17 protein-coding genes are annotated in these 19340 nt (G+C 66.6%); 15 read left to right on the top strand and 2 right to left on the bottom strand.

Annotated features, from left to right (window positions below; all coding sequences use genetic code 11):
• Positions 1-96: 96 nt before the first annotated feature.
• The gene (locus tag AKG11_RS13955) at positions 97-1614 is read left to right on the top strand and encodes a malonate--CoA ligase (protein ID WP_050744282.1); all 1518 of its coding nucleotides are present in this window, start codon (positions 97-99) and stop codon (positions 1612-1614) included.
• 68 nt (positions 1615-1682) lie between these two features.
• On the opposite strand, the gene AKG11_RS13950 is transcribed toward AKG11_RS13955, so the two are convergent.
• A complete protein-coding gene (locus AKG11_RS13950; protein WP_023515593.1) occupies positions 1683-2450 on the bottom strand; it encodes an SDR family NAD(P)-dependent oxidoreductase in 768 nt (255 codons plus the stop codon).
• A gap of 241 nt (positions 2451-2691) precedes the next feature.
• Between AKG11_RS13950 and AKG11_RS13945 the strand changes: the two genes are divergently transcribed.
• The 10 genes from AKG11_RS13945 to AKG11_RS13900 all read left to right on the top strand — a co-directional run bounded on the left by AKG11_RS13945 (position 2692) and on the right by AKG11_RS13900 (position 12573).
• Positions 2692-5031: a mechanosensitive ion channel family protein gene (locus tag AKG11_RS13945; RefSeq protein WP_082342432.1), complete on the top strand. Its 2340-nt coding sequence runs from the start codon at positions 2692-2694 to the stop codon at positions 5029-5031.
• Positions 5032-5178: 147 nt separating this feature from the next.
• Positions 5179-5763 (top strand): tyrosine phosphatase family protein, encoded by a 585-nt coding sequence (locus AKG11_RS13940; protein WP_023517402.1) that lies wholly within the window; start codon positions 5179-5181, stop codon positions 5761-5763.
• A gap of 214 nt (positions 5764-5977) precedes the next feature.
• On the top strand, positions 5978-7363 hold the full coding sequence (locus AKG11_RS13935) for a TrkH family potassium uptake protein (protein ID WP_371260087.1): 1386 nt from the start codon (positions 5978-5980) through the stop codon (positions 7361-7363).
• Between the two features lie 246 nt (positions 7364-7609).
• The gene (locus AKG11_RS13930) at positions 7610-7996 is read left to right on the top strand and encodes a hypothetical protein (protein WP_156031816.1); all 387 of its coding nucleotides are present in this window, start codon (positions 7610-7612) and stop codon (positions 7994-7996) included.
• Between the two features lie 88 nt (positions 7997-8084).
• The gene (locus AKG11_RS13925; protein ID WP_050744280.1) at positions 8085-8303 is read left to right on the top strand and encodes a hypothetical protein; all 219 of its coding nucleotides are present in this window, start codon (positions 8085-8087) and stop codon (positions 8301-8303) included.
• Positions 8303-9763 (top strand): TolC family protein, encoded by a 1461-nt coding sequence (locus AKG11_RS13920; RefSeq protein WP_050744418.1) that lies wholly within the window; start codon positions 8303-8305, stop codon positions 9761-9763. Before AKG11_RS13925 ends, AKG11_RS13920 begins: the two co-directional genes overlap by 1 nt.
• Positions 9764-9777: 14 nt before the next feature.
• Complete coding sequence (locus tag AKG11_RS13915) at positions 9778-11136, top strand: multicopper oxidase family protein (protein WP_050744279.1); 1359 nt, start codon at positions 9778-9780, stop codon at positions 11134-11136.
• 32 nt (positions 11137-11168) lie between these two features.
• Positions 11169-11636 (top strand): cupredoxin domain-containing protein, encoded by a 468-nt coding sequence (locus tag AKG11_RS13910; RefSeq protein WP_037405311.1) that lies wholly within the window; start codon positions 11169-11171, stop codon positions 11634-11636.
• 17 nt (positions 11637-11653) lie between these two features.
• Entirely contained in the window at positions 11654-11938 is a 285-nt protein-coding gene (locus AKG11_RS13905; protein ID WP_023515005.1) for a copper-binding protein, read from the top strand.
• 200 nt (positions 11939-12138) lie between these two features.
• Positions 12139-12573, top strand: coding sequence for a GNAT family N-acetyltransferase (locus tag AKG11_RS13900; protein WP_050744278.1), 435 nt, complete (start codon positions 12139-12141; stop codon positions 12571-12573).
• 18 nt (positions 12574-12591) lie between these two features.
• Here the strand turns inward: AKG11_RS13900 and AKG11_RS13895 are convergent, their stop codons facing one another.
• Entirely contained in the window at positions 12592-12939 is a 348-nt protein-coding gene (locus tag AKG11_RS13895; RefSeq protein ID WP_050744277.1) for a hypothetical protein, read from the bottom strand.
• Positions 12940-13186: 247 nt separating this feature from the next.
• Between AKG11_RS13895 and AKG11_RS13890 the strand changes: the two genes are divergently transcribed.
• The 4 genes from AKG11_RS13890 to AKG11_RS13875 all read left to right on the top strand — a co-directional run bounded on the left by AKG11_RS13890 (position 13187) and on the right by AKG11_RS13875 (position 19309).
• Positions 13187-14287 carry a TRAP transporter substrate-binding protein gene (locus AKG11_RS13890; protein ID WP_082342431.1) on the top strand — a complete coding sequence of 367 codons (1101 nt, stop codon included), beginning with the start codon at positions 13187-13189 and terminating at the stop codon, positions 14285-14287.
• Between the two features lie 31 nt (positions 14288-14318).
• Complete coding sequence (locus AKG11_RS13885; protein ID WP_245290164.1) at positions 14319-17015, top strand: bifunctional diguanylate cyclase/phosphodiesterase; 2697 nt, start codon at positions 14319-14321, stop codon at positions 17013-17015.
• A 224-nt stretch (positions 17016-17239) separates the two neighbouring features.
• Entirely contained in the window at positions 17240-17872 is a 633-nt protein-coding gene (locus AKG11_RS13880; protein ID WP_050744274.1) for an RBBP9/YdeN family alpha/beta hydrolase, read from the top strand.
• A gap of 9 nt (positions 17873-17881) precedes the next feature.
• A complete protein-coding gene (locus AKG11_RS13875; RefSeq protein ID WP_050744273.1) occupies positions 17882-19309 on the top strand; it encodes an FAD/NAD(P)-binding protein in 1428 nt (475 codons plus the stop codon).
• Positions 19310-19340 lie beyond the last annotated feature (31 nt).

Raw genomic sequence — 19340 nt, 5'->3', positions numbered from 1 at the left:
TCCACAAGGCTAGTGTACCCGCGCGGCCTGCACGGTGAGGGGAACCCCGGCGCGGGCAGCGCGGGACAGTATCGGCACTACGAGGGAAACGAGCCCATGAGCAACCACCTCTTCGACGCGATCCGGGCGGAGGCACGGCCGGAGGCGGCCTTCATCGAGACCGGCGACGGGCGTCGATGGACCTATGGCGACATGATTGCCCTTTCGGGGCAGCTGGCGGGTGCTCTTGCCACGCGCGGCGTCCGGCCGGGGGATCGGGTCGCCGTGCAGGTGGAAAAGAGCGCCGAGGCGCTGATGCTCTATCTCGCCTGCGTCAGGGCCGGTGCCGTCTACCTGCCGCTCAACACCGCCTACACATTGGCGGAACTCGACTATTTCATCGGCGATGCCGAGCCGAGACTGGTCGTCGTCTCGCCGGGCGCCCGCGACGGCGTGAGCCCCGTCGCCGGCAAGTACGGCGCGGCCGTCGAAACGCTGGATGACAAGGGCGGCGGCTCGCTGCTGGAGCTTGCCCGCACGGAGACGCCCGAATTCGCCGATATCGGGCGCGGTGCGGATGACCTTGCGGCGATCCTCTATACGTCGGGCACGACCGGCCGCTCCAAGGGCGCGATGCTGACGCATGACAATCTCCTGTCCAACGCGCTCGCCCTTCGCGACCACTGGCGCTTCACCAGCGCCGACCGGCTGATCCATGCCCTGCCGATCTTTCACACGCATGGCCTGTTCGTCGCCTCGAACGTCACGCTGCTGTCAGGCGCGTCGATGTATCTCCTGCCGAAGTTCGATGCCGACGAGGCGCTGCGTCTGATGGCGGACGCCACTGTGATGATGGGCGTGCCGACCTTCTATGTGCGCCTCGTGCAGCATGCCGGCCTGACGCCGGCGGCGACGGCCGGCATGCGGCTCTTCGTGTCCGGCTCGGCGCCCCTTCTTGCCGAGACGCATCGCAGTTTTTCGGAAAAGACCGGCCACGCCATCCTCGAGCGCTACGGCATGACCGAGACCAACATGAACACCTCCAACCCCTATGATGGCGAGCGCATTGCCGGCACGGTGGGCTTCCCGCTGCCGGGCGTTTCGCTGCGCGTCACCGAGCCGGAAACCGGCACACCGCTGCCGGATGGCGAGACCGGCATGATCGAGGTGAAGGGACCGAACGTCTTCAAGGGCTACTGGCGCATGCCGGAGAAGACCGCGGCAGAGTTCCGCACGGACGGGTTCTTCATCACCGGCGATCTCGGCCTGATCGATGCGCGGGGTTATGTGCACATCGTCGGGCGCGGCAAGGACCTCGTCATTTCCGGCGGCTACAACATCTATCCCAAGGAAGTGGAAACCGAGATCGACGGCATGCCCGGCGTCGTCGAAAGCGCGGTCATCGGCGTGCCCCACCCCGATTTCGGCGAGGGCGTGACGGCCGTCGTGGTACGCCAGAAGGGCGCGACCATCGACGAACAGGCGGTGCTCGACGGGCTGAAGGACCGGCTGGCGCGCTACAAGCAGCCCAAGCGCGTGCTCTTCGTCGACGACCTGCCCCGCAACACGATGGGCAAGGTGCAGAAGAACGTGCTGCGCCGGACCTATGCGGACCTCTATTCCGGCAAGCCATAGGCACGGTACCGGTTTTCGGATCGACCAAAGAGCGGGAGCAGGTCCCGCCCCTTCGCCGACCTTATCCTTCAGACGGCAGTAAAGCCGTTGTCCACGAAGAGATGAGTGCCCGTGATGAAGCGGGACTCGTCGCTGGCGAGGTAGAGCGCGGCGCGCGCGACGTCCTCCGGCTCGCCGATGCGCCCCTGCTGCGCGGCAAGGGCCGCATCGGAAACATCGACGCCCAGCGCCTGCAGGTCCTCGATCTCGCGCAGGCCGTGCGGCGTGCGGATGAAGCCCGGGCAGACGGCGTTGCACCGGATGTTGCGGTCGCGGAACTCCACGGCGATCGCCCGTGCGAACTGGTGCACCGCTCCCTTGGTCGTGTCGTACAGCACCTCCATCGGTGTTGCTGCGACGGCCGAGATCGAGGAGGTGCAGACGATGGCGCCCTCGCCTGTCGAGATCATGCCGGGAAGGACGGCGCGGGTCATCAGGAACATCGAGCGGACATTGACCGCATGCAGCCACTCCCACTCCGCCAGCGTCGTTTCGAGGAACGGCTTGATGACGATCGTGCCGGCATGGTTGAAGAGAACATTGGCCGGACCATAGGTCGCCTCGACACCCCTGACCGCCGCGTTGACGGCGTCCTCGTCGGAAACATCCGCCGTCCAGAAGGCGGCTTCGCCGCCTGCGGCGCGAATGGCCGCGACCGTAGCCTCCGCCGCCTCCGCATTGCGGTCGATGATCGCCACGCGCGCCCCTTCGGCGGCAAAGAGTTTCGAGGAGGCGCCGCCCATGCCCGTCGCGCCGCCTGAAATGATCGCGGTCTTGTTCTTCAGTCTGTCTGCCATTTTGAAATCTACCCGTCCCTCTGGATTTTCCGTTGCCCTCCCGAGCGGGAGGGCGGCCCCAAGCTAGACCATTTTCCGCGGCGATGTGCAGCGGTTTTGCAGCCTGCTGTTCGGTGGCAAAAGTGTGGCCGAGAATTGAAACCGGCGATGGCCGTTCTGCGCGGCATGTACTAATATTCCTTTGGACACTCGAAGGGTGCCGGCGGCTCCAGGCAGTGGCGCCGTCCATCAAGGGGAGATCATGACATCTATGGTGACTGCAATCCGCGATCTCTTGCCCTGCAGGATGCTCTTCGGGGCGATGATCCTCCTTCTCGCCGGCCTTGCCCAGCCTGCGCTGGCGCAAGATGCCGACACGGCGCCGCAGGACAAGCTGCGCGAGATATCGCGCCTGCTTGCCGATCCCGATGTTGCCGCTTGGCTGGAAGCGACCCGCAAGGACGAGACCAAGGCGGACGAAGCGCCGGCCGGCGGCATGGGGTCGATGATGCAGTCAGGCTATGTCGCCGACAGGCTCGACGTGGTCCAGCGCCGCATCGACACCATCATGCGGGGCAGCATGGAGCTTGGCGGCGGCGCCAGCACCGCCCTGTCGCGGCTGCGCGCCGAAGTCACCCAGATCGGCGCCCTGCGCCTCCTCACGCTGCTGATGCTTGTGCCCCTGCTCGCCATTGGCTTCGAGCGGCTGTTCAACCACCTGTCCGGCCGGCACTGGCGCCGCGCGGAGGCGGGGCCACGGCCCGATCCGGTGGGCGTGGTGCCGATGGGGCTGCATGTCGGCGGGCAGGCCATCAGCTTCGCCGTCGGCGCGCTGCTGCCGCTCGCCATGGTCGCCTGGCCGCCGCTCCTCCAGCGCACCGCGCTCATCCTCGCCATTGCCGCCATCCTTGCCCGCTTCGGCAGCCTCATCGGCGCCTATGTCGTCTGGCTGCTCGAACAACCCGCCCGCCGTCCGGCGCCTGTCGTCGAAACGGTGCCGGCCGAGGGCGAGATACCGGCCGTGCCGGGTGAAGCGGCCCTCATTGCCGAAACGCCGGCGGTCACGCTGCCGGAAGGCGACGGCGCGGCCGCTTTCGCCATGCCGGCCGCCACCGAAACCATGCCGGATGCCGACGCTGTCGTTGTGTCGGCCGAGGAGCCCTCTCCTGTACGTCGCATCACGCCGGAGCAGGCGCACTACTGGTTCACGCGGCTGCAGCGCGCGCTGCGCTTCTTCGCCGTCGGCTGGGTCGTGCTGGAATCGATGCGGGTGTTCGGCTTCTCCCAGGGCTCGATGCTGCTCGTCATGTTCGCCTTCGACCTCGGTCTCTTCACCATCGCCATCGAGGCGGTCTGGTCGCGCCCGCGCCGGGCCGATCAGACGGACACCACCCGCAAGATCTGGTCCTGGCTGGCGACGGTGGCAGTCATCCTGCTGCTTGTCGTCTGGACGGCCGGGCTGCATCTTCTGTTTTGGGCCGGCATCGTGGCGTTCGTATTGCCCCCGCTCCTGCGTCTGACGACGGCGATCGTCGCGCGCCTGCATGGTGGCGATGAGGTGGATCGCCCGACAGGTATGTACTTCGTCATCGGCGAACGCGGTGCGCGCGGCGTCGTCATCATCCTGTGCGCATGGCTGGTGGCCGCCGCCGCCGGTGTCGATGCCGCCGGCATGATGGGCGCCGGGGAAACGCTGGTCAGCCGCGTCGCCCACGCCATCACCCAGGCGATCGCCGTGCTGCTGGTCGCCGATATCGCCTGGCAGTTCCTCAAGGCGGAGATCGCCGTGCGCATGGCCGATGGCCCGCTCGACCGCCGCGTTTCCGACGAGGAGCGCGGCCGCAACGCCCGCATCCGCACGCTGCTGCCGATCCTGCGCAACATCCTCGCCGTGACGCTCGCCGCCGTCGCCGTGATGATGGTGCTGACCAGCCTCGGCGTCGATATCGGCCCGCTGATCGCCGGCGCGGGCGTTGCGGGCGTCGCCATCGGCTTTGGCGCCCAGACCATCGTCAAGGACCTGATCTCGGGCATCTTCTATCTCTGGGACGACGCCTTCCGCATCGGCGAATATATCGAGACCGGAAAGTACAAGGGTGTCGTCGAGAGCTTCTCGCTGCGCTCGGTCAAGCTGCGCCACCACCGCGGTCCGCTCACCACCGTCCCCTTCGGCGAGCTCGGCGCGGTGCAGAACATGAGCCGCGACTGGTCGGTCATCAAGTTCAACCTCTCCGTCACCTACGACACGGATCTCGAAAAGCTGCGCAAGGTCATCAAGCGCATCGGCGCGGAGATCGCCGAAAAGCCGGAATACAAGGATATCCTGCTCGAACCGCTGAAGATGAAGGGTGTTTCCGATTTCGGCGAATATGCCATCGTCGTGCGTGTCGGCTTCACCACCAAGCCGGGCGAGCAGTTCATGATCCGCCGCGAGATCATGAATCGCATCAAGCTCGACTTCAAGCAGAACGGCATCCAGTTCGCCTCCCCCACCGTGCAGGTCGGTGGCCACAGCGGCGAGGGCCAGGCCGAGGCTGCGGCGATCGAGGCCCATCGCCGACGCCAGGAGACACTTGCCGCCGCAAACGGGGCAGGCGCCTGATTCTCAGCGCGAGGCCCCCGGATTTGGCCCTATCGGCGCCCGCCTGCCTGTCGTAGAAGCAGGCGGCGCGCGACATGCTTTCGCCCTCGTTTGGCGCCAGCGTTGACGTGGCGATGGGCCGAAGCAGCAGGATTGGAAGGATAGACCATGGATGTGATTTTTACCCCGGAACTGACGGTTTGCGGGATCGATGAACTGCCGGCTCAGCGTGAGCGCAAGGTGACCCACGTCCTGTCCATCGTCGATCCCGATCTGCCCGAGCTCGAGGCCTTTGCGACCTATGCCCGGCATCACCGCACGACGCTGCGTTTCCATGACATCATCGCCGCCCTGCCGGACCAGGTGATGCCCCGGCCGGACCATGTCGAGGCGATCCTGCAGTTCGGCGCGGATTTCCAGGCACGGCAGGACAGCCAGGGACCGAGCCACCTCCTCGTCCATTGCCATATGGGCGTGTCGCGCTCGACGGCCGCCATGCTGACCCTGATGGCGCAGGCCAACCCCGGCGAGGCTGCCGAGGATCTTTTCACCCGCCTCGTCGCCATTCGCCCGCAGGCCTGGCCGAACTCGCAGATGATCGGCTTTGCCGATGCCCAGCTCGGCCGCAAGGGCGAACTCAACGCTGCGCTCGGCCGCCACTACGGCCGCCAGATCAAGAACCGCCCGCAATATACCGAATGGATGACGCAGCTCGGCCGTGAGGCCGAACTGCGCATGGCCGTACTCGACTGAGCCCAGTCCGCTGCCGCGACTGCCGCCCATCCGCCGGAAGGCGCTTCCGGGCGGCGGTCTTCCGGTGTAGGGAGAGGAACCTGAAAGCCTGCGGCAGCCGCCGGAGGGCGCGGTCGGCCCATGCCTTGATGAGGGACCATCTTCCTTGAACGCCACGATCTACCGGTCCGCCATCAACATTTCGGCGATCTGCGGGCTGTATCTTGCCGCCGCCATGCTCGTACCCGCCATGGTCGACATTTATTACGGCCATCGGGACTGGCAGGTCTTCGTGCTGTCGGCGGTGCTCGTCGGCGGCGTTTCTCTGCTTGCGGCCGCGGCGACCCGCTCCGGCCCGCCGCCCTTCAACAAGAAGATGGGCTTTCTGCTCGTCAACCTGCTCTGGCTGGTCTTCTCGCTCGTGGGCGCGGTGCCCTTCATGTTGTCCTCGCTCGACATGGACTTCGCCAAGGCGCTGTTCGAATCGGTCTCGGCGATCACCACGACCGGCTCGACCGTCATTGCCGGGCTGGACCACGCTCCGCCGGGCATCCTGATGTGGCGCTCGCTGCTGCACTGGCTGGGCGGCATCGGCATCGTCGCGCTCGGCCTTTTCGTCATGCCCTATCTCAGGGTCGGCGGCATCTCCTTCTTCAAGATGGAATCCTCCGACACGAACGACAAGCCGTTCGCCCGCATCGCCAGCTTCACCCGCGCCTTCGTGCTCGTCTACGTGCTGATCACGCTCGCCTGCACGCTCACCTATGCCGTGCTCGGCATGAGCCGCTTCGATGCGCTCAACCATGCCATGGCGACGGTGGCGACCGGCGGGTTCTCCACCCATGACGCTTCCTTCGGCTATTTCAACAGCCTCCCGCTGCTGTGGGCCGGCACGTTCTTCATGACGGTGTGCAGCCTCCCGTTCTCGATCCTGATCGTCTTCATGGTGCGCGGCCGGCTCGACGCGCTGCGCGACCCGCAGATCGGCGTCTTCCTCGCCTATCTCGTCGCCTTCTCGGTGGCGATCGCCGTCTATCACCGACTGAACAGCGGCGTGCCCTTCCACGCCGCGCTCGCCCATTCCTTCTTCACGGTCTCGACGATCCTCTCGACGACGGGCTTTGCCAGCGAGGACTATACGCTCTGGGGGCCCTTCGTCGTCGCCATGGCGTTCTTCATGACCTTCATGGGCGGCTGCTCAGGCTCGACGGCGGGCGGCATCAAGGCCTACCGCTTCATCATCCTCTTCAACATGATCCGCACCGGCCTCTACAAGCTGATCTATCCGAACGGCATCCATGCCGTGCGCTACGGCAGGATGACGGTGGATCCCGAACTGCAGCGCGCCGTCGTCCTGTTCTTCACCACCTATCTGATGCTCTGGGCCGCCGGCAGCCTCGCGATGTCGGCCTTCGGCTACGACGTGCTGACCTCGACGTCGGCCGTCATCACCGCGCTCTCGAATGTCGGCCCGGGCATCGGCGCCATCATCGGCCCGGCCGGCAATTTCTCGACCATCTCCGACCCCGCCCTCTACCTGCTCTCGGTGATGATGCTGCTCGGTCGCCTCGAGGTGCTGACGGTGCTCGTGGTGCTGACGCCGCTTTTCTGGAAGAGCTGATACCCGCCGCCGCTCCCTTACAAATTTGTAAGGTTTGCGAGAGGTGAGGGAAAAATCGTCGCCCTAGCCTTCCCGTGCTGCATGTCGCAGCCGTGAACGAGGACCTGGACGATGCTCAAACGAACCGCCTTCCTCCTGGCCGCCCCGCGTGCTGCCCGTCTGTCTTTCGACGGGAGGCGTGCAGTTTGAGAGCGGGGCCGGTTGACAATCTTCAAGGCTCCGGTGATTTACGGGATCATGAGCGGCATGCTTCGATTCGCCTCTGCAGCGGCAACGCTGATTTTTCGACTGGTGATCGTCGTGTCGCTGGCGGGCTACAGCCTGTCCTCGGCAAATGCCGCCATGCATCCGCAGACGCCGGCCGCAGCTTCCCAGATCGAAGCCGATCATACCGCCTCCCATGGCACCGACCACGCCGCCGTCGCGGACGAGGATCACCATGGCGGCGGTGAGCGGCAGGCGGGCGCGAAGGACACCAAGCCGGACTGCTGCCAGGATTATTGCGGCGTCGCGGCCATCGACTGCGACAGCGCCGCGCTGGCCCATCCGCGTCTCGACCCCGTGCTTGCGTTCATCGACGACAACGATCTCGTCGGCCTTGCACCCCGTCTGCACCTGCCGCCCAATATCTGAGATTCCGCAGACCCCTTGAGGGTGTTGCAGTGCCCGTGCGCGGCAACGCGCGCCGGCGCCTTCGTCATCTATTTCTCGGATTTTCACCATGAAACTCATGTTCTTGGTGGCTGCCATTCCGCTTGTCGCGAGCGGATGCGCATCCACGCTGCCCGAAGTCGTCGCTTCGTCCCATGATCCCGACACCACCGTAGCGGCTCCCCTCGCCTATCAGAGCCCCGTCGGCGCCTATTCCCATCGCATGCCCGTCGATCCCAAGCCGTGGCGTGGCCTCAACGACGATCAGGCACCGAAGGGCGGTGCATGATGGTATCGCTGAAGATGAAGCTGGTCGCCTCGCTTGTGCTTCCCCTGTTCGCCACCGGCTGCGTCAGCACCGGCTATTCGGCGAAGACGGCGGGCTTTTCCGACGCTTCGGCCAAAAGCGCGGAAGCCACGGGCAAGCAGACCGTCTGGGTGCAGAACCGCCAGCAGGCCGAAGAGACCCGTCAACGCGTGAAGGCGCTGATGGCCAGGAAGTCGATCGACGTCGAGACCGCCGTCCAGGTCGCGCTCCTCAACAACAAGGGCCTGCAGGCGGCCTATGCCGATCTTGGCGACAGCGCCGCCGACGCCTGGCAGACCCAGCTTTCCGTGCTGCCGACGGTCTCCGTCGGGCTCTCCGGCATCGGCACGCCGGGGCTTGAGGCCTACCGGGTCCTGGAGGGGGCCATCGCGGCGAACATCCTTGCGCTCGCCACCTACGACCGGGACATCAAGCTGGCCGAAACGCGCTTCCGGCAGGCGCAGCTGAACGCTGCGGTCGAGACGGTCTCGCTGGCGGCGGAAACCCGCCGTGCCTGGATCAATGCCGTCTCCGCCTGGGAGAACGTCACCTATCTCAACCAGGCCAAGGTGGCCGCCGACGCGGCTTCCGAACTCGCCACGAAGATCGGCGAGGCCGGGTCGATGCCCAAGGCAGACCAGGCCCGCGAGCACGTCTTCTACGCCGAGCTGACGGGAGAGACCGCCAAGGCGCGGCTCGCCGCGAAGCTCGCCAAGGAAGAGCTGGTCCGGCTGATGGGCCTGTCGGGCTCGGACATCGAGTTCCAGATCCCCAATCGCCTGCCGTCGCTTCCCAAGGCGCTGGCCAAGCGGGACGATATCGAGGCCGAGGCCATCCACAAGCGCATGGACCTGCAGGTCGCCCGGCTGGAGCTTTCGGCGACGGCCCAGTCCTACAAGCTCACCGACGCCACCCGCCTCGTTACGGATATCGAGCTGGTCGGCACGCTGGAACAGGAGCGTGAGCGCGAGGACGGCAAGATCCGCCGGAGCATTTCCAAGACGGCGGGGCTGGAATTCACCATCCCGATCTTCGATTCCGGCCAGGCCCGTATGCGCAAGGGCGAACTCGCCTATATGCGGGCGGCCAACCAGCTCGCGGAAAAGGCGGTCAACGTCCGTTCCGAGGCGCGCTCGGCCTATGTGGCCTACCGGTCGACCTACGACATCGCCCGACACTACCGCAACAGCGTCCTGCCGCTGCGCACGGCCATCGAGGAGCAATCCATGATGACTTACAACGGCATGATCACCAGCACCTTCGAGCTGATCGCGGACAGCCGCGAGAAGATCGACTCCACCCTCCTTGCCGTCAACGCCAAGCGCGACTTCTGGCTCGCCGAAGCGAACCTTGCCCCCGTGCTTTACGGCGGCAGCACCGGTTCGGCGGCGGCGGAAGGCGGCGCGGCACCGGCTGAAGAAGCCGAAAGCGCCGGCCATTGAGAAAGGAAACGACGATGTTCAACAGAAGACAGTTTCTCGGGGCCGGCGCTGCAGGCGCGGCGCTCGTCTCGTCCACCGCCTGGGCCCAGACCTCCAATATGGGCCTGCCCGAGGCGGCGGTCATGGATAGCGCGGCCACCCAGTTCCCGGTGCGTCCCACCACCGGCCCGGACTACACGCCTGTCGTCACGCTTAACGGCTGGACGCTCCCCTACCGCATGAACAATGGCGTCAAGGAATTCCACCTGATCGCCGAGCCTGTCGAGCGCGAGATGGCGGAGGGCATGACGGCCTATCTCTGGGGCTATAACGGCCAGTCGCCGGGCCCGACCATCGAGGCGGTCGAGGGCGACCGGGTGCGCATCTTCGTGACGAACAAGCTGCCGGAGCACACGACGATCCACTGGCACGGCATGATCCTGCCCTCGGGCATGGACGGCGTCGGCGGGCTCTCGCAGCCGCATATCCCGGTCGGAAAGACCTTTGTCTACGAGTTCGACCTCATCAAGTCCGGCACCTTCATGTACCACCCGCATTCGGACGAGATGGTCCAGATGGCGATGGGCATGATGGGCTTCTTCGTCGTGCATCCGAAGGACCCGGCCTTCATGCCCGTCGACCGGGATTTTGTGTTCCTCCTGAACGCCTTCGACATCGAGCCCGGCGCCTATGTCCCGCGCATCATGGAGATGACCGACTTCAACCTGTGGGCCTGGAACAGCCGTGTCTTCCCGGGGATCGACCCCCTGGTGGTCTCCAAGAACGACAAGGTCCGCGTGCGTGTCGGCAACCTGACGATGACGAACCACCCGGTGCACATGCACGGCTACGACTTCGAGGTGACGTGCACGGACGGCGGCTGGGTCCGACCGGAAGCGCGCTGGCCGGAGGTCAGCATCGACATCCCCGTCGGGGCGATGCGGGCCTACGAGTTCGACGCGAAATATGTCGGCGACTGGGCGATCCATTGCCACAAGTCGCACCACACCATGAACGCCATGGGGCACGACGTCCCGACATTCATCGGCGTCGACAAGAAGGAGGTCGCCAAGAAAATCAGACAGTTCCGTCCCGAATACATGCCCATGGGCACCGCCGGCATGGCCGATATGGGCGCAATGTCGATGGAGATACCGGAGAACACGATCCCCATGATGAACGGCTGGGGCCCGCATGGCCCGATCGAAATGGGCGGCATGTTCTCGGTCGTGAAGGTCCGCGAGGGCATCTCGGCGGGCGATTACAGCGATCCGGGCTGGTACGAAAACCCGCCCGGCACGCAGGCCTGGGAGTGGACGGGCGCCTTGCCCGAAACGACCAAGGCCAAGGACGCGAAGACCACGATTACCCCCGGCCACGCCAGGCACGGCTGAGCCAACCCCCTCGAAACGAAGGATATGAAATGATGAAGACCGCACTGACCGCGCTGCTGCTCGCAGCGGGCTTTTCGACGAGCGCCCTTGCCGATGCCGGCCACGGCGCCATGGCTGTCGGCGAACCCGGCAAGAAGGCCGAGGCCACCCAGACCATCCGCGTGACGATGAAGGAGACCGACGACGGCAAGATGATCTTCACGCCGAGCACCTTCAAGGTCCGCAAGGGCCAGACGATCGTCTTCGCGATCAAGAACTCCGGCGAGCTCGACCATGAATTCGTGCTCGACGAGGAGAAGGAGGTCATGAAGCACAAGGCGGTCATGGAAAAGTTCCCGGAAATGGAACACGAGGATCCCAATGCCATCCGCCTTGCCCCCGGCAAGGCCGGCGAGGTCGTCTGGAAGTTCACCAATGACGGCGTCTTCAAGATCGCCTGCCTCGTGCCAGGGCACTACGACGCCGGCATGCACGGCGACATCACCGTCGCCAAGAAGTGAGAAGAAAGGAGAACGTCATGAAATTCATCGCAAAAATCGCTCTTTCCGCAGCGCTCGTCCTTGCCGCCGCCTCCGGCGCCTTCGCGCAGGAATTCACGAACGGCACGGTCAAGAAGGTGGACGAGAAGGCCAAGAAGGTCACGCTCGTCCACGAGGAGCTGAAGAACCTCGAAATGCCCGCCATGACCATGGTCTTCCAGGTCGCCGACGCGGCGCTCATGGAGAAGCTCAAGGCCGGCGCAAAGGTCGAGTTCGTCGCCGAGCGGGTCAATGGCAAGCTGACGGTCACGCAGGTGAAGTAAGGCCGGGAGGCCGCGCTCTCGAAAGGGACGCGGCATTTCCCCGCCGGGGGCGATCGCGTGGGGTCTGCGGAGATGGCCGGCCGGGCAGAGGGGGGCCGCGCACTCCGTCCGACACCGGCGATCGCCCTCACCCGGCCCCATGGAATTTCCGGTCCGGCGTTCCCATCTTCGGGGCATCGGTCAGGGAGCACAGGACGCGCATGCAGTTGAGACGGATCACCCCGCAGGATTGGTCTTGGATCCAGCGCTGGTTCGAGGACGAACGCCTCAACGAGGAACTCGGTCCGCTCGACGAGGCATGGCTCGATCACGTCCTGCACGCAACGGACGGCGTCCAGATCGTCGGTGTCGAGGACGGTGCGCCCGCTGCGCTCGTCGGTTGTGTCTGGAGCCCCGAACCGGGCGGGCTCCACGGGATAACGGATATCGCGGTGCGCCCCGCCGCGCGTGGCACGGGCCTGGGCCGCCGGGCGCTTGCCGCGGTCGTCGGCTGGGACGGCCATCCGCCGGCCGCCGGCTGGATGGCCTTCGTCGATCACGAGAACGACGCGGCCCACGCCTTCTTCACGGCATTGGCATGGACCTATCGCGGCCTCGACGACGAGATGCACCGCTTCGAGCTTATGGCCCCCTGATCTCGGCGGGGGATCCGGTCAGCCTTCGGCGTCGTCGGACGCCGGCCTGTCCTTGGCCCAGTAGTGGTCGCGGATGTTCTGGCCATTGCGGATGACGAAGGTGGCGATGTCTGGATCGCCGCCCTCGAAGGTCTCGGGGTCCGCGCCGCACAGGTGCAGGAACAGCTGCTGCTGGGCGTGGGCGACAAAATAGTCGTAGGCCGGCGGCGGCTCGTCGAGGTCGACGGCCTTCAATTCCTCGGCAGCCTGTTCGCTCGCGGTCTTCAGCGCTGCGTGGATTGCGACCATCATTGCCTTCTCCACCCGCTCCTGTATCTCGACATAGTGTTTCTCTGCGGGCGTGAGAACGGGGCAGGTCGTGTTCAAGCGTCAGTCTCCTTGCGGTCCGAGCGCCTATCTGGCGTCCGGAAGCGGCCGGTTCAAGAGGGGCCGGATATCGATCCCGCCCTATTCGACGAAATCGCAGCGGGCAAGCCAGACTGCGGAGCATCCCGGAAAACGCGGGCGTATCGATGCAACTCAAGATGTCATATTTCGCAGTTCGGACACAGGGTCCGTTAACTTCTATGACGGAAGATTTCACGCTGGGAGAAGAGTAAGCCGGGGGTAACGAATGAGCGGACGAGGGTGCGGGCGTGCAGCGGCAGGCCGCTTTACCGGCGCATGGCTGGCTTGCACCCTGTTTGCTGCGCTGCTTGGCTGTGCCGGCGGTGCCTCCGCCCAGCAATCTTCAGGCGATCAGGTCCGGTTGCAGGTCATCGGCGGTCTTGCAGGCGTCACGCAGTTCACCAAGATCGAGCAGCCGTTCTGGGAAACGGAAATCGGGCCGCTGTCGCAGGGCCGGATCAGCGCGGCGATCCGCCCGCTGGATGCCGGCGGGCTGCGTGCCCAGGAAATGCTTCAGCTCTTGCGGCTTGGCGTCGTCTCCTTCGGGACCGTGCTGCTGAGCGCCACCGCCGGGGACGAGCCGGAACTGAGCGCGATCGACCTGCCGACGCTGAACCCCAACGTGGCGATGCTGCGCCGCACGGTCGGCGCCTACCGGCCGCACCTGGAAATGGTGCTGGACCAGCGCTACGATATCCGGCTTCTCGGCGTCTACGCCTATCCCGCGCAGGTGCTGTTCTGCGTTGACGCGTTCACCGGTCTCGACGATCTCGCCGGCCGGCGGATCCGGACGTCCTCCGTCGCGCAATCGGAACTGGTGACGGCGCTCGGTGCCGTGCCGGTGAGCATACCCTTTGCCGATATCGTGCCGAGCCTTCGCGATGACCTCGTCGACTGCGCGATCACCGGCACGCTGAGCGGCTACGAGATCGGGCTGCCGGAGGTCACATCCTATGTGCATGCCATGGCGCTGAGCTGGGGCGTATCGATCTTCGGCGTCAACCGGCCCTATTGGGACACCCTGCCCGTCGATGTGCGCAGCACGGTCGCGCAGGGCGTGCGCCAGCTCGAACAGCGGATCTGGGCCCAGGCCGAGGCGGACACGGCGCGCGGGCTCGCTTGCAATGCCGGCGCGCCGGACTGTTCCGGCGAAACCCAGGCGGCGATGACCATCGTGCCGACATCGCCGGAGGACGAAGTGCGGCGGCAGCGCCTGCTGCTCGACGTCGTACTGCCGCGCTGGTTCAAGCGATGCGGAAAGAGCTGCGAGCAGACCTGGAACACCTATCTCAAACCCGTCCTTGCAAACGAGCCCCAAAGCCCATGACCAACCAGAAATGCCGGGGTATCCTGCCGTGATGAAACGCCTTCAGCTCGTGGTCTGCGCCGGCACGGCCGCCATCCTGACGATCATCGCGCTTGGCACCGTGCATGTCGTGGAAAAGGCGGAACGGGCTGCCTGGCAGGCCGCGCGGCAATCGCTGGAAGGGTCCGCCAAGGCGGTGGAGAACGCGCTCGAGCGGCAGTTGCTTCAGGTCGACGGCGCGCTGGCGAGCCTCCCGGCTTTGTTCAAGGCGGCGAAGATCGCCCCGGGCCAGGCCGGGCCGGCCGGCCAGCTGCTGAGCGGCATCAGCTTTCAGACAATGGCCTTTCGCGATCTCCTGCTGGTTGCGCCGGATGGCAGCGTGGTGGCGTCCGGGCAATCGATGACGGTGCGTCATCCGCTGCCGACCGATGTCGCGCTGGTGGGCCGTAATCCGACAACCCTGATCGGCCCGGTGCACAATCCCGTCACCGGCGACTGGTCGCTCTATGTCGCGCGTCCGATTCCCGGATGGATCGGCATCGTTCCGGTCGCCGAAGTGCCGTTGCAGACCCTGATGAAGCTGGTGTCGGAGACCAATCTGGGACGCGGTACGCGGATCTTCCTGGAGCGCGCCGATGGCAGGGTTATCGCCTCGCAGCCGCATGACGAGCTGCTGATCGGCAAATCCCATGGCGCTGCCCATCAGCAGGGGGCGGTGAACGGCGTGGCCTTCCCGGCCACCGAGACCGGTGCGGACGATGGCGTGCTGACGGTCGCCCGGCAGTCGCTCTATGGTGACATCAGGGTGGTGCTCAGCGCACAGAACGCGGTTCTGCTCTCCGACTGGCGCAGCGCGCGCGACGGCATCGTTCTCGGCGCCGGGATCGTCGCGCTGTTCGTGCTCGCCTTCGCGGCGGCGATCCTGGTCGCCATCCGCCAGAGGGAAAAGGTCGGCGCGGAGCGTGAGCGCGCCTCTGCCGTCCTCGACAATGCGATCGCGGCGATGTCCGATGGCTTCGTGATGTGGGACGAGAACGACCGGCTGGTGACCTGCAACCAGCGCTACCGCGACCTCTACGCGCTGAGCGCCCCCTTCATCGAGGCAGGCGCGCGTTTCGAGGATATCGTTCGCCAGGGCGCCGAAAGGGGCCAGTATCCGCAGCTTACGGGGGACATCGATACCTTCATCGGCGATCTTGTCGCCTGGCACAGCGGGGACAGCGGCGCGATCGAGAGCATGCTGCCGAACGGCGTCTGGGTGCTGGCGAGCGAGCGGCGGACGGCCGATGGCGGCCGCGTCGGCATCCGCACGGACATCACCGCGCTGAAGGCGGCCCACGCGGAGCTCGCCGCGGCCAATGCCCGCGCCAATGCCGCGGTCGAGGAGGCGCAGCGGCAGAACATCGCCCTCACCCGCCAGGAAAGCCGCATCCGCTTCCTTGCCCATCACGATGACCTGACCGGCCTGCAGAACCGGCTGGCCTTCCGCACGCAGATCGCCGATGTCCTGCAGCAGATCGGCACCAGGGGTGGGCAGGCCGCGCTGCTGTTCCTCGATCTCGACCGTTTCAAGGACATCAACGACACGCTCGGCCACCCGGTCGGCGACCAGCTGCTGCGGGACGTCGCGCGGCGCCTGTCCGCCTGCGTGCGCAAGACCGACACCGTCGCGCGCCTTGGCGGCGATGAGTTCGCGATCCTGTGCACCGGGCACGACCAGCCGCAATCCGCCGAAGTGCTGAGCGCCCGCATCGTCGATGTCCTCAGCCAGCCGTTCTCCATCGAGGGCCGGGCGATCGCCATATCGACGAGCATCGGCATCGCCATTGCCGAGGGTGCGGGCGGGGACGCCGACACGCTGCTGAAGCAGGCGGATGTGGCGCTCTACCAGTCCAAGTCCCGCGGGCGCGGCACGTTCTGCTTCTTCACGGAGGAAATGGACGAGCAGCTGCATGGCCGCATCGCCCTCGAGGCGGACCTTCGACGGGCGATTGCCGAGGAGCAGTTCGAACTCGCCTACCAGCCGATCTACCAGCTGGCCTCCCGCACGCTCAGCGGCTTCGAGGCCCTGCTGCGCTGGCAGCATCCCGAGCGCGGTTCCGTGTCTCCGGGAGAGTTCATCCCGCTGGCGGAGGAGACCCGGCTGATCGTCGAGATCGGCGCCTGGGCCTTACGGCAGGCGTGCCGGGATGCCGTGCATCTGCCGGGCGCGCCGCGCATCGCCGTCAACCTGTCGCCGGTGCAGCTCGCCTTCGGCGACATGGTCGCGATCGTCCGGGATGTGCTGGCCGAGACCGGCCTCGATCCGGCGCGGCTCGAGCTGGAGATCACCGAGACCGCCCTGTTCGACGACGACAACCGGACCCTTGCCGCGGTGAAGAGCCTGAAGGCGCTCGGCGTGCGCATCGTCCTCGATGATTTCGGCACGGGATATTCGAGCCTCAGCCACCTGCGGCTGGCCCCGCTGGACAAGGTCAAGATCGACCGTTCCTTCGTCAACGACATCACGGTCCGCCCCGACAGCGCCGCCATCGTCTCGGCCATCGCGGCGCTTGCAGGCGAGCTGGGCATGACGACGACGGCCGAGGGTATCGAGACCCCGGCCCAGCTGGAAGCGATCCGCCAGGCGGGCTGCACGGAAGCCCAGGGCTTCCTGCTCGGCAGGCCCCAGCCGCTGCTCAAGGCCGTCTCCAGCATCCTTGTCCATGAAGAGATCGAGGCCATCACGGCCAGACGCCTGGTGTCCTGAAACCGGCGCCGCCCGCGCGGGCAAGGGCCACGGCCTCTATCGCCGATGGCCGCCCTTGGCGGGGCGTGGGCTTCGAGTGTTGCAGGTTATGCTTCCCGTTCCGGGCGAAAAGGCTTTTCGAAAATTAGTTCATATAAAAGATAGAATTCCTATACTCGCCAGCTGAACGCGTTATCCTCCCCGGTATCGATGCCGCAGGGCATCCCGATCGTCTGGAGGCCACCATGCCGTCGCTCGATATTCCCGTCGATACGCTCATCCTGCCGGGTCTCAACGGCTCGCCGGCGGCGCATTGGCAGCGCCATTGGGCGCGCGACAACCTGGAAAGCCGCGTGGTCGAGCAGCACGACTGGTCCTGCCCGGAGCAGCGGGACTGGCTCGTCCGGCTGGAACGGGTGGTGGAGATGGTGGGCAACGACGTCTGGCTGGTCGGCCACAGCCTCGGCTGCATCCTCGCGGCGCATTTTGCCGAAAGCCGGCTCGCCGGGCGCATCCGTGGCGCGCTGCTCGTGGCGCCTTGCGATCTGGAGACGACCGAAGGGCTGCATCCCTGCATCATCCGGTTCGGTGCCATGCCGGAGCGCCCGCTGCCCTTTCCCTCGCTCGTCGTCGGCAGCCTCAACGATCCCTACATGCCGGCCGAGCGGCTGCGCCAGACGGCGCGCGCCTGGGGCAGCGACCTCGTCGATATCGGCCATGCCGGCCATATCAACATCGCCAGCGGTTTCGGCCGTTGGACCGCCGGCTATGATTTCCTCGAGCTTCTGAAAACGCGGGCGGCCGGTGCGGGCCGGGCAACGGGGCGCCTGCCGTCCCCTCTCCCCTCCCCCGGGCTTTCCCCCGCAGCCCTCCACTGAAAGACGCACATGAGCACCTCATCCTTCCTCCCGGTCGTGGCGATCGTCGGTGGCGGCTTCAGCGGCGCGGCGGTCGCCTACCACCTGGCGCGCGCGCTGCCGGCGCATGCGGCGCGCATCGTCGTGTTTGAGCCCCGCGCCCGGCTCGGTGGCGGCCTTGCCTATGACACGGACGAACCGGTCAACCGCATCAATGTGCCGGCCGCGCGCATGTCGCTTTTGCCGGAGGATGGCGAGCATTTCGCCCGCTGGCTGCGGGTGACCGGCTATCTTGCGACGGACCCCGATGCCGAGACGGCGGACGGCCATGTCTTCACCCGTCGCTCGGCCTTCGGCCGCTACGTCGCCAACCAGCTCGCACCGCTCCTCGCCAGCGGGGCGGTGGAGCACCATCGCGGCCGCGTCGCTGCGATGACCCGGCAGGAGGGCGGCGACTGGCGCATCGCGGCCGCCGACGGCACGGTGCTCTTCGCCGACACCGTCGTCATCGCCACGACCCACCCGGCGCCGCGCGCCCCGGCCGTGCTGGCGCGTGCCCTCGCCGGACATCCGGGCTACATCCCAGATGCCACCGTGCCCGGCGCGCTCCGGCGCATCGGGGCGCTCGACCGGGTTCTCGTCGTCGGTGCCGGCCTCACCGCGGCGGATGTGATCGCCGCACTCGATGCCCGCGGGCATCGCGGCCTCATCACCGCCGTCTCGCGCCGGGGCCTGCGTGCCCGCGGGCACGATCTTGCCGCGCCTGCGCCGTTCGGCAATTTCACCGCCCCGCCCGCCCGCTCGGCGCGCGCCCTGCTCCGCCGGATCCGCCAGACCGTCGCCGAGGCCGGGGCGCAGGGCGTCGGCTGGCATGCGGTCATCGACCGGGTACGGGCGGAGGGCGGTACGATCTGGCGCGCGCTGCCCCTCGCCGAGCAGCGGCGGCTCCTGCGCTTCCTGCGGCCCTATTGGGATGCACACCGCTTCCGCATCGCCCCGCAGGTGGAAGCGGTGCTGGAGCAGCGCCTTGCCGAGGGAACGCTCGCCTTTCGCGCCGGCTCGATTGCGGCAGCCGAACACGACGCTGCGGGCGGCCTTGCCGTGCGCCTGCGCCTGCGGCACGGCGGAGGCTTCGAAGACGGCCGTTTCGATGCGGTGGTGGTGACGACGGGGCCGGGCCACGAGGCGGTGCTGGAAAGCCAGCCCTATCTCTCCGGTCTTGCCGCCGCGGGCCATGTGCGGGCGGACCCGGTGGGTCTTGGCCTGCTGGTCGATGAGCAAAGCCGCAGCATTGCCGCCAGCGGCCGGCCTTCCGACGCGCTCTTCGTTGCCGGCCCGCTGGCGCGCGGCACGTTCGGCGAGCTGATGGGCCTGCCGCAGGTGACGGAGCACGCCGTGCTCGTCGCCCGCGCAATCGCCGCCAGCCTCCCCGCCGCGCGGGTGCGTGCGCACGGCTAGAGTTTGTCAGGGAAAAGCGGAACTGCTCTGA

The sequence above is a fragment of the Shinella sp. SUS2 genome, from assembly GCF_001262505.1.
Taxonomy (GTDB): Bacteria; Pseudomonadota; Alphaproteobacteria; order Rhizobiales; family Rhizobiaceae; genus Shinella.
This window is presented reverse-complemented; position numbering and strand designations above follow the sequence as displayed.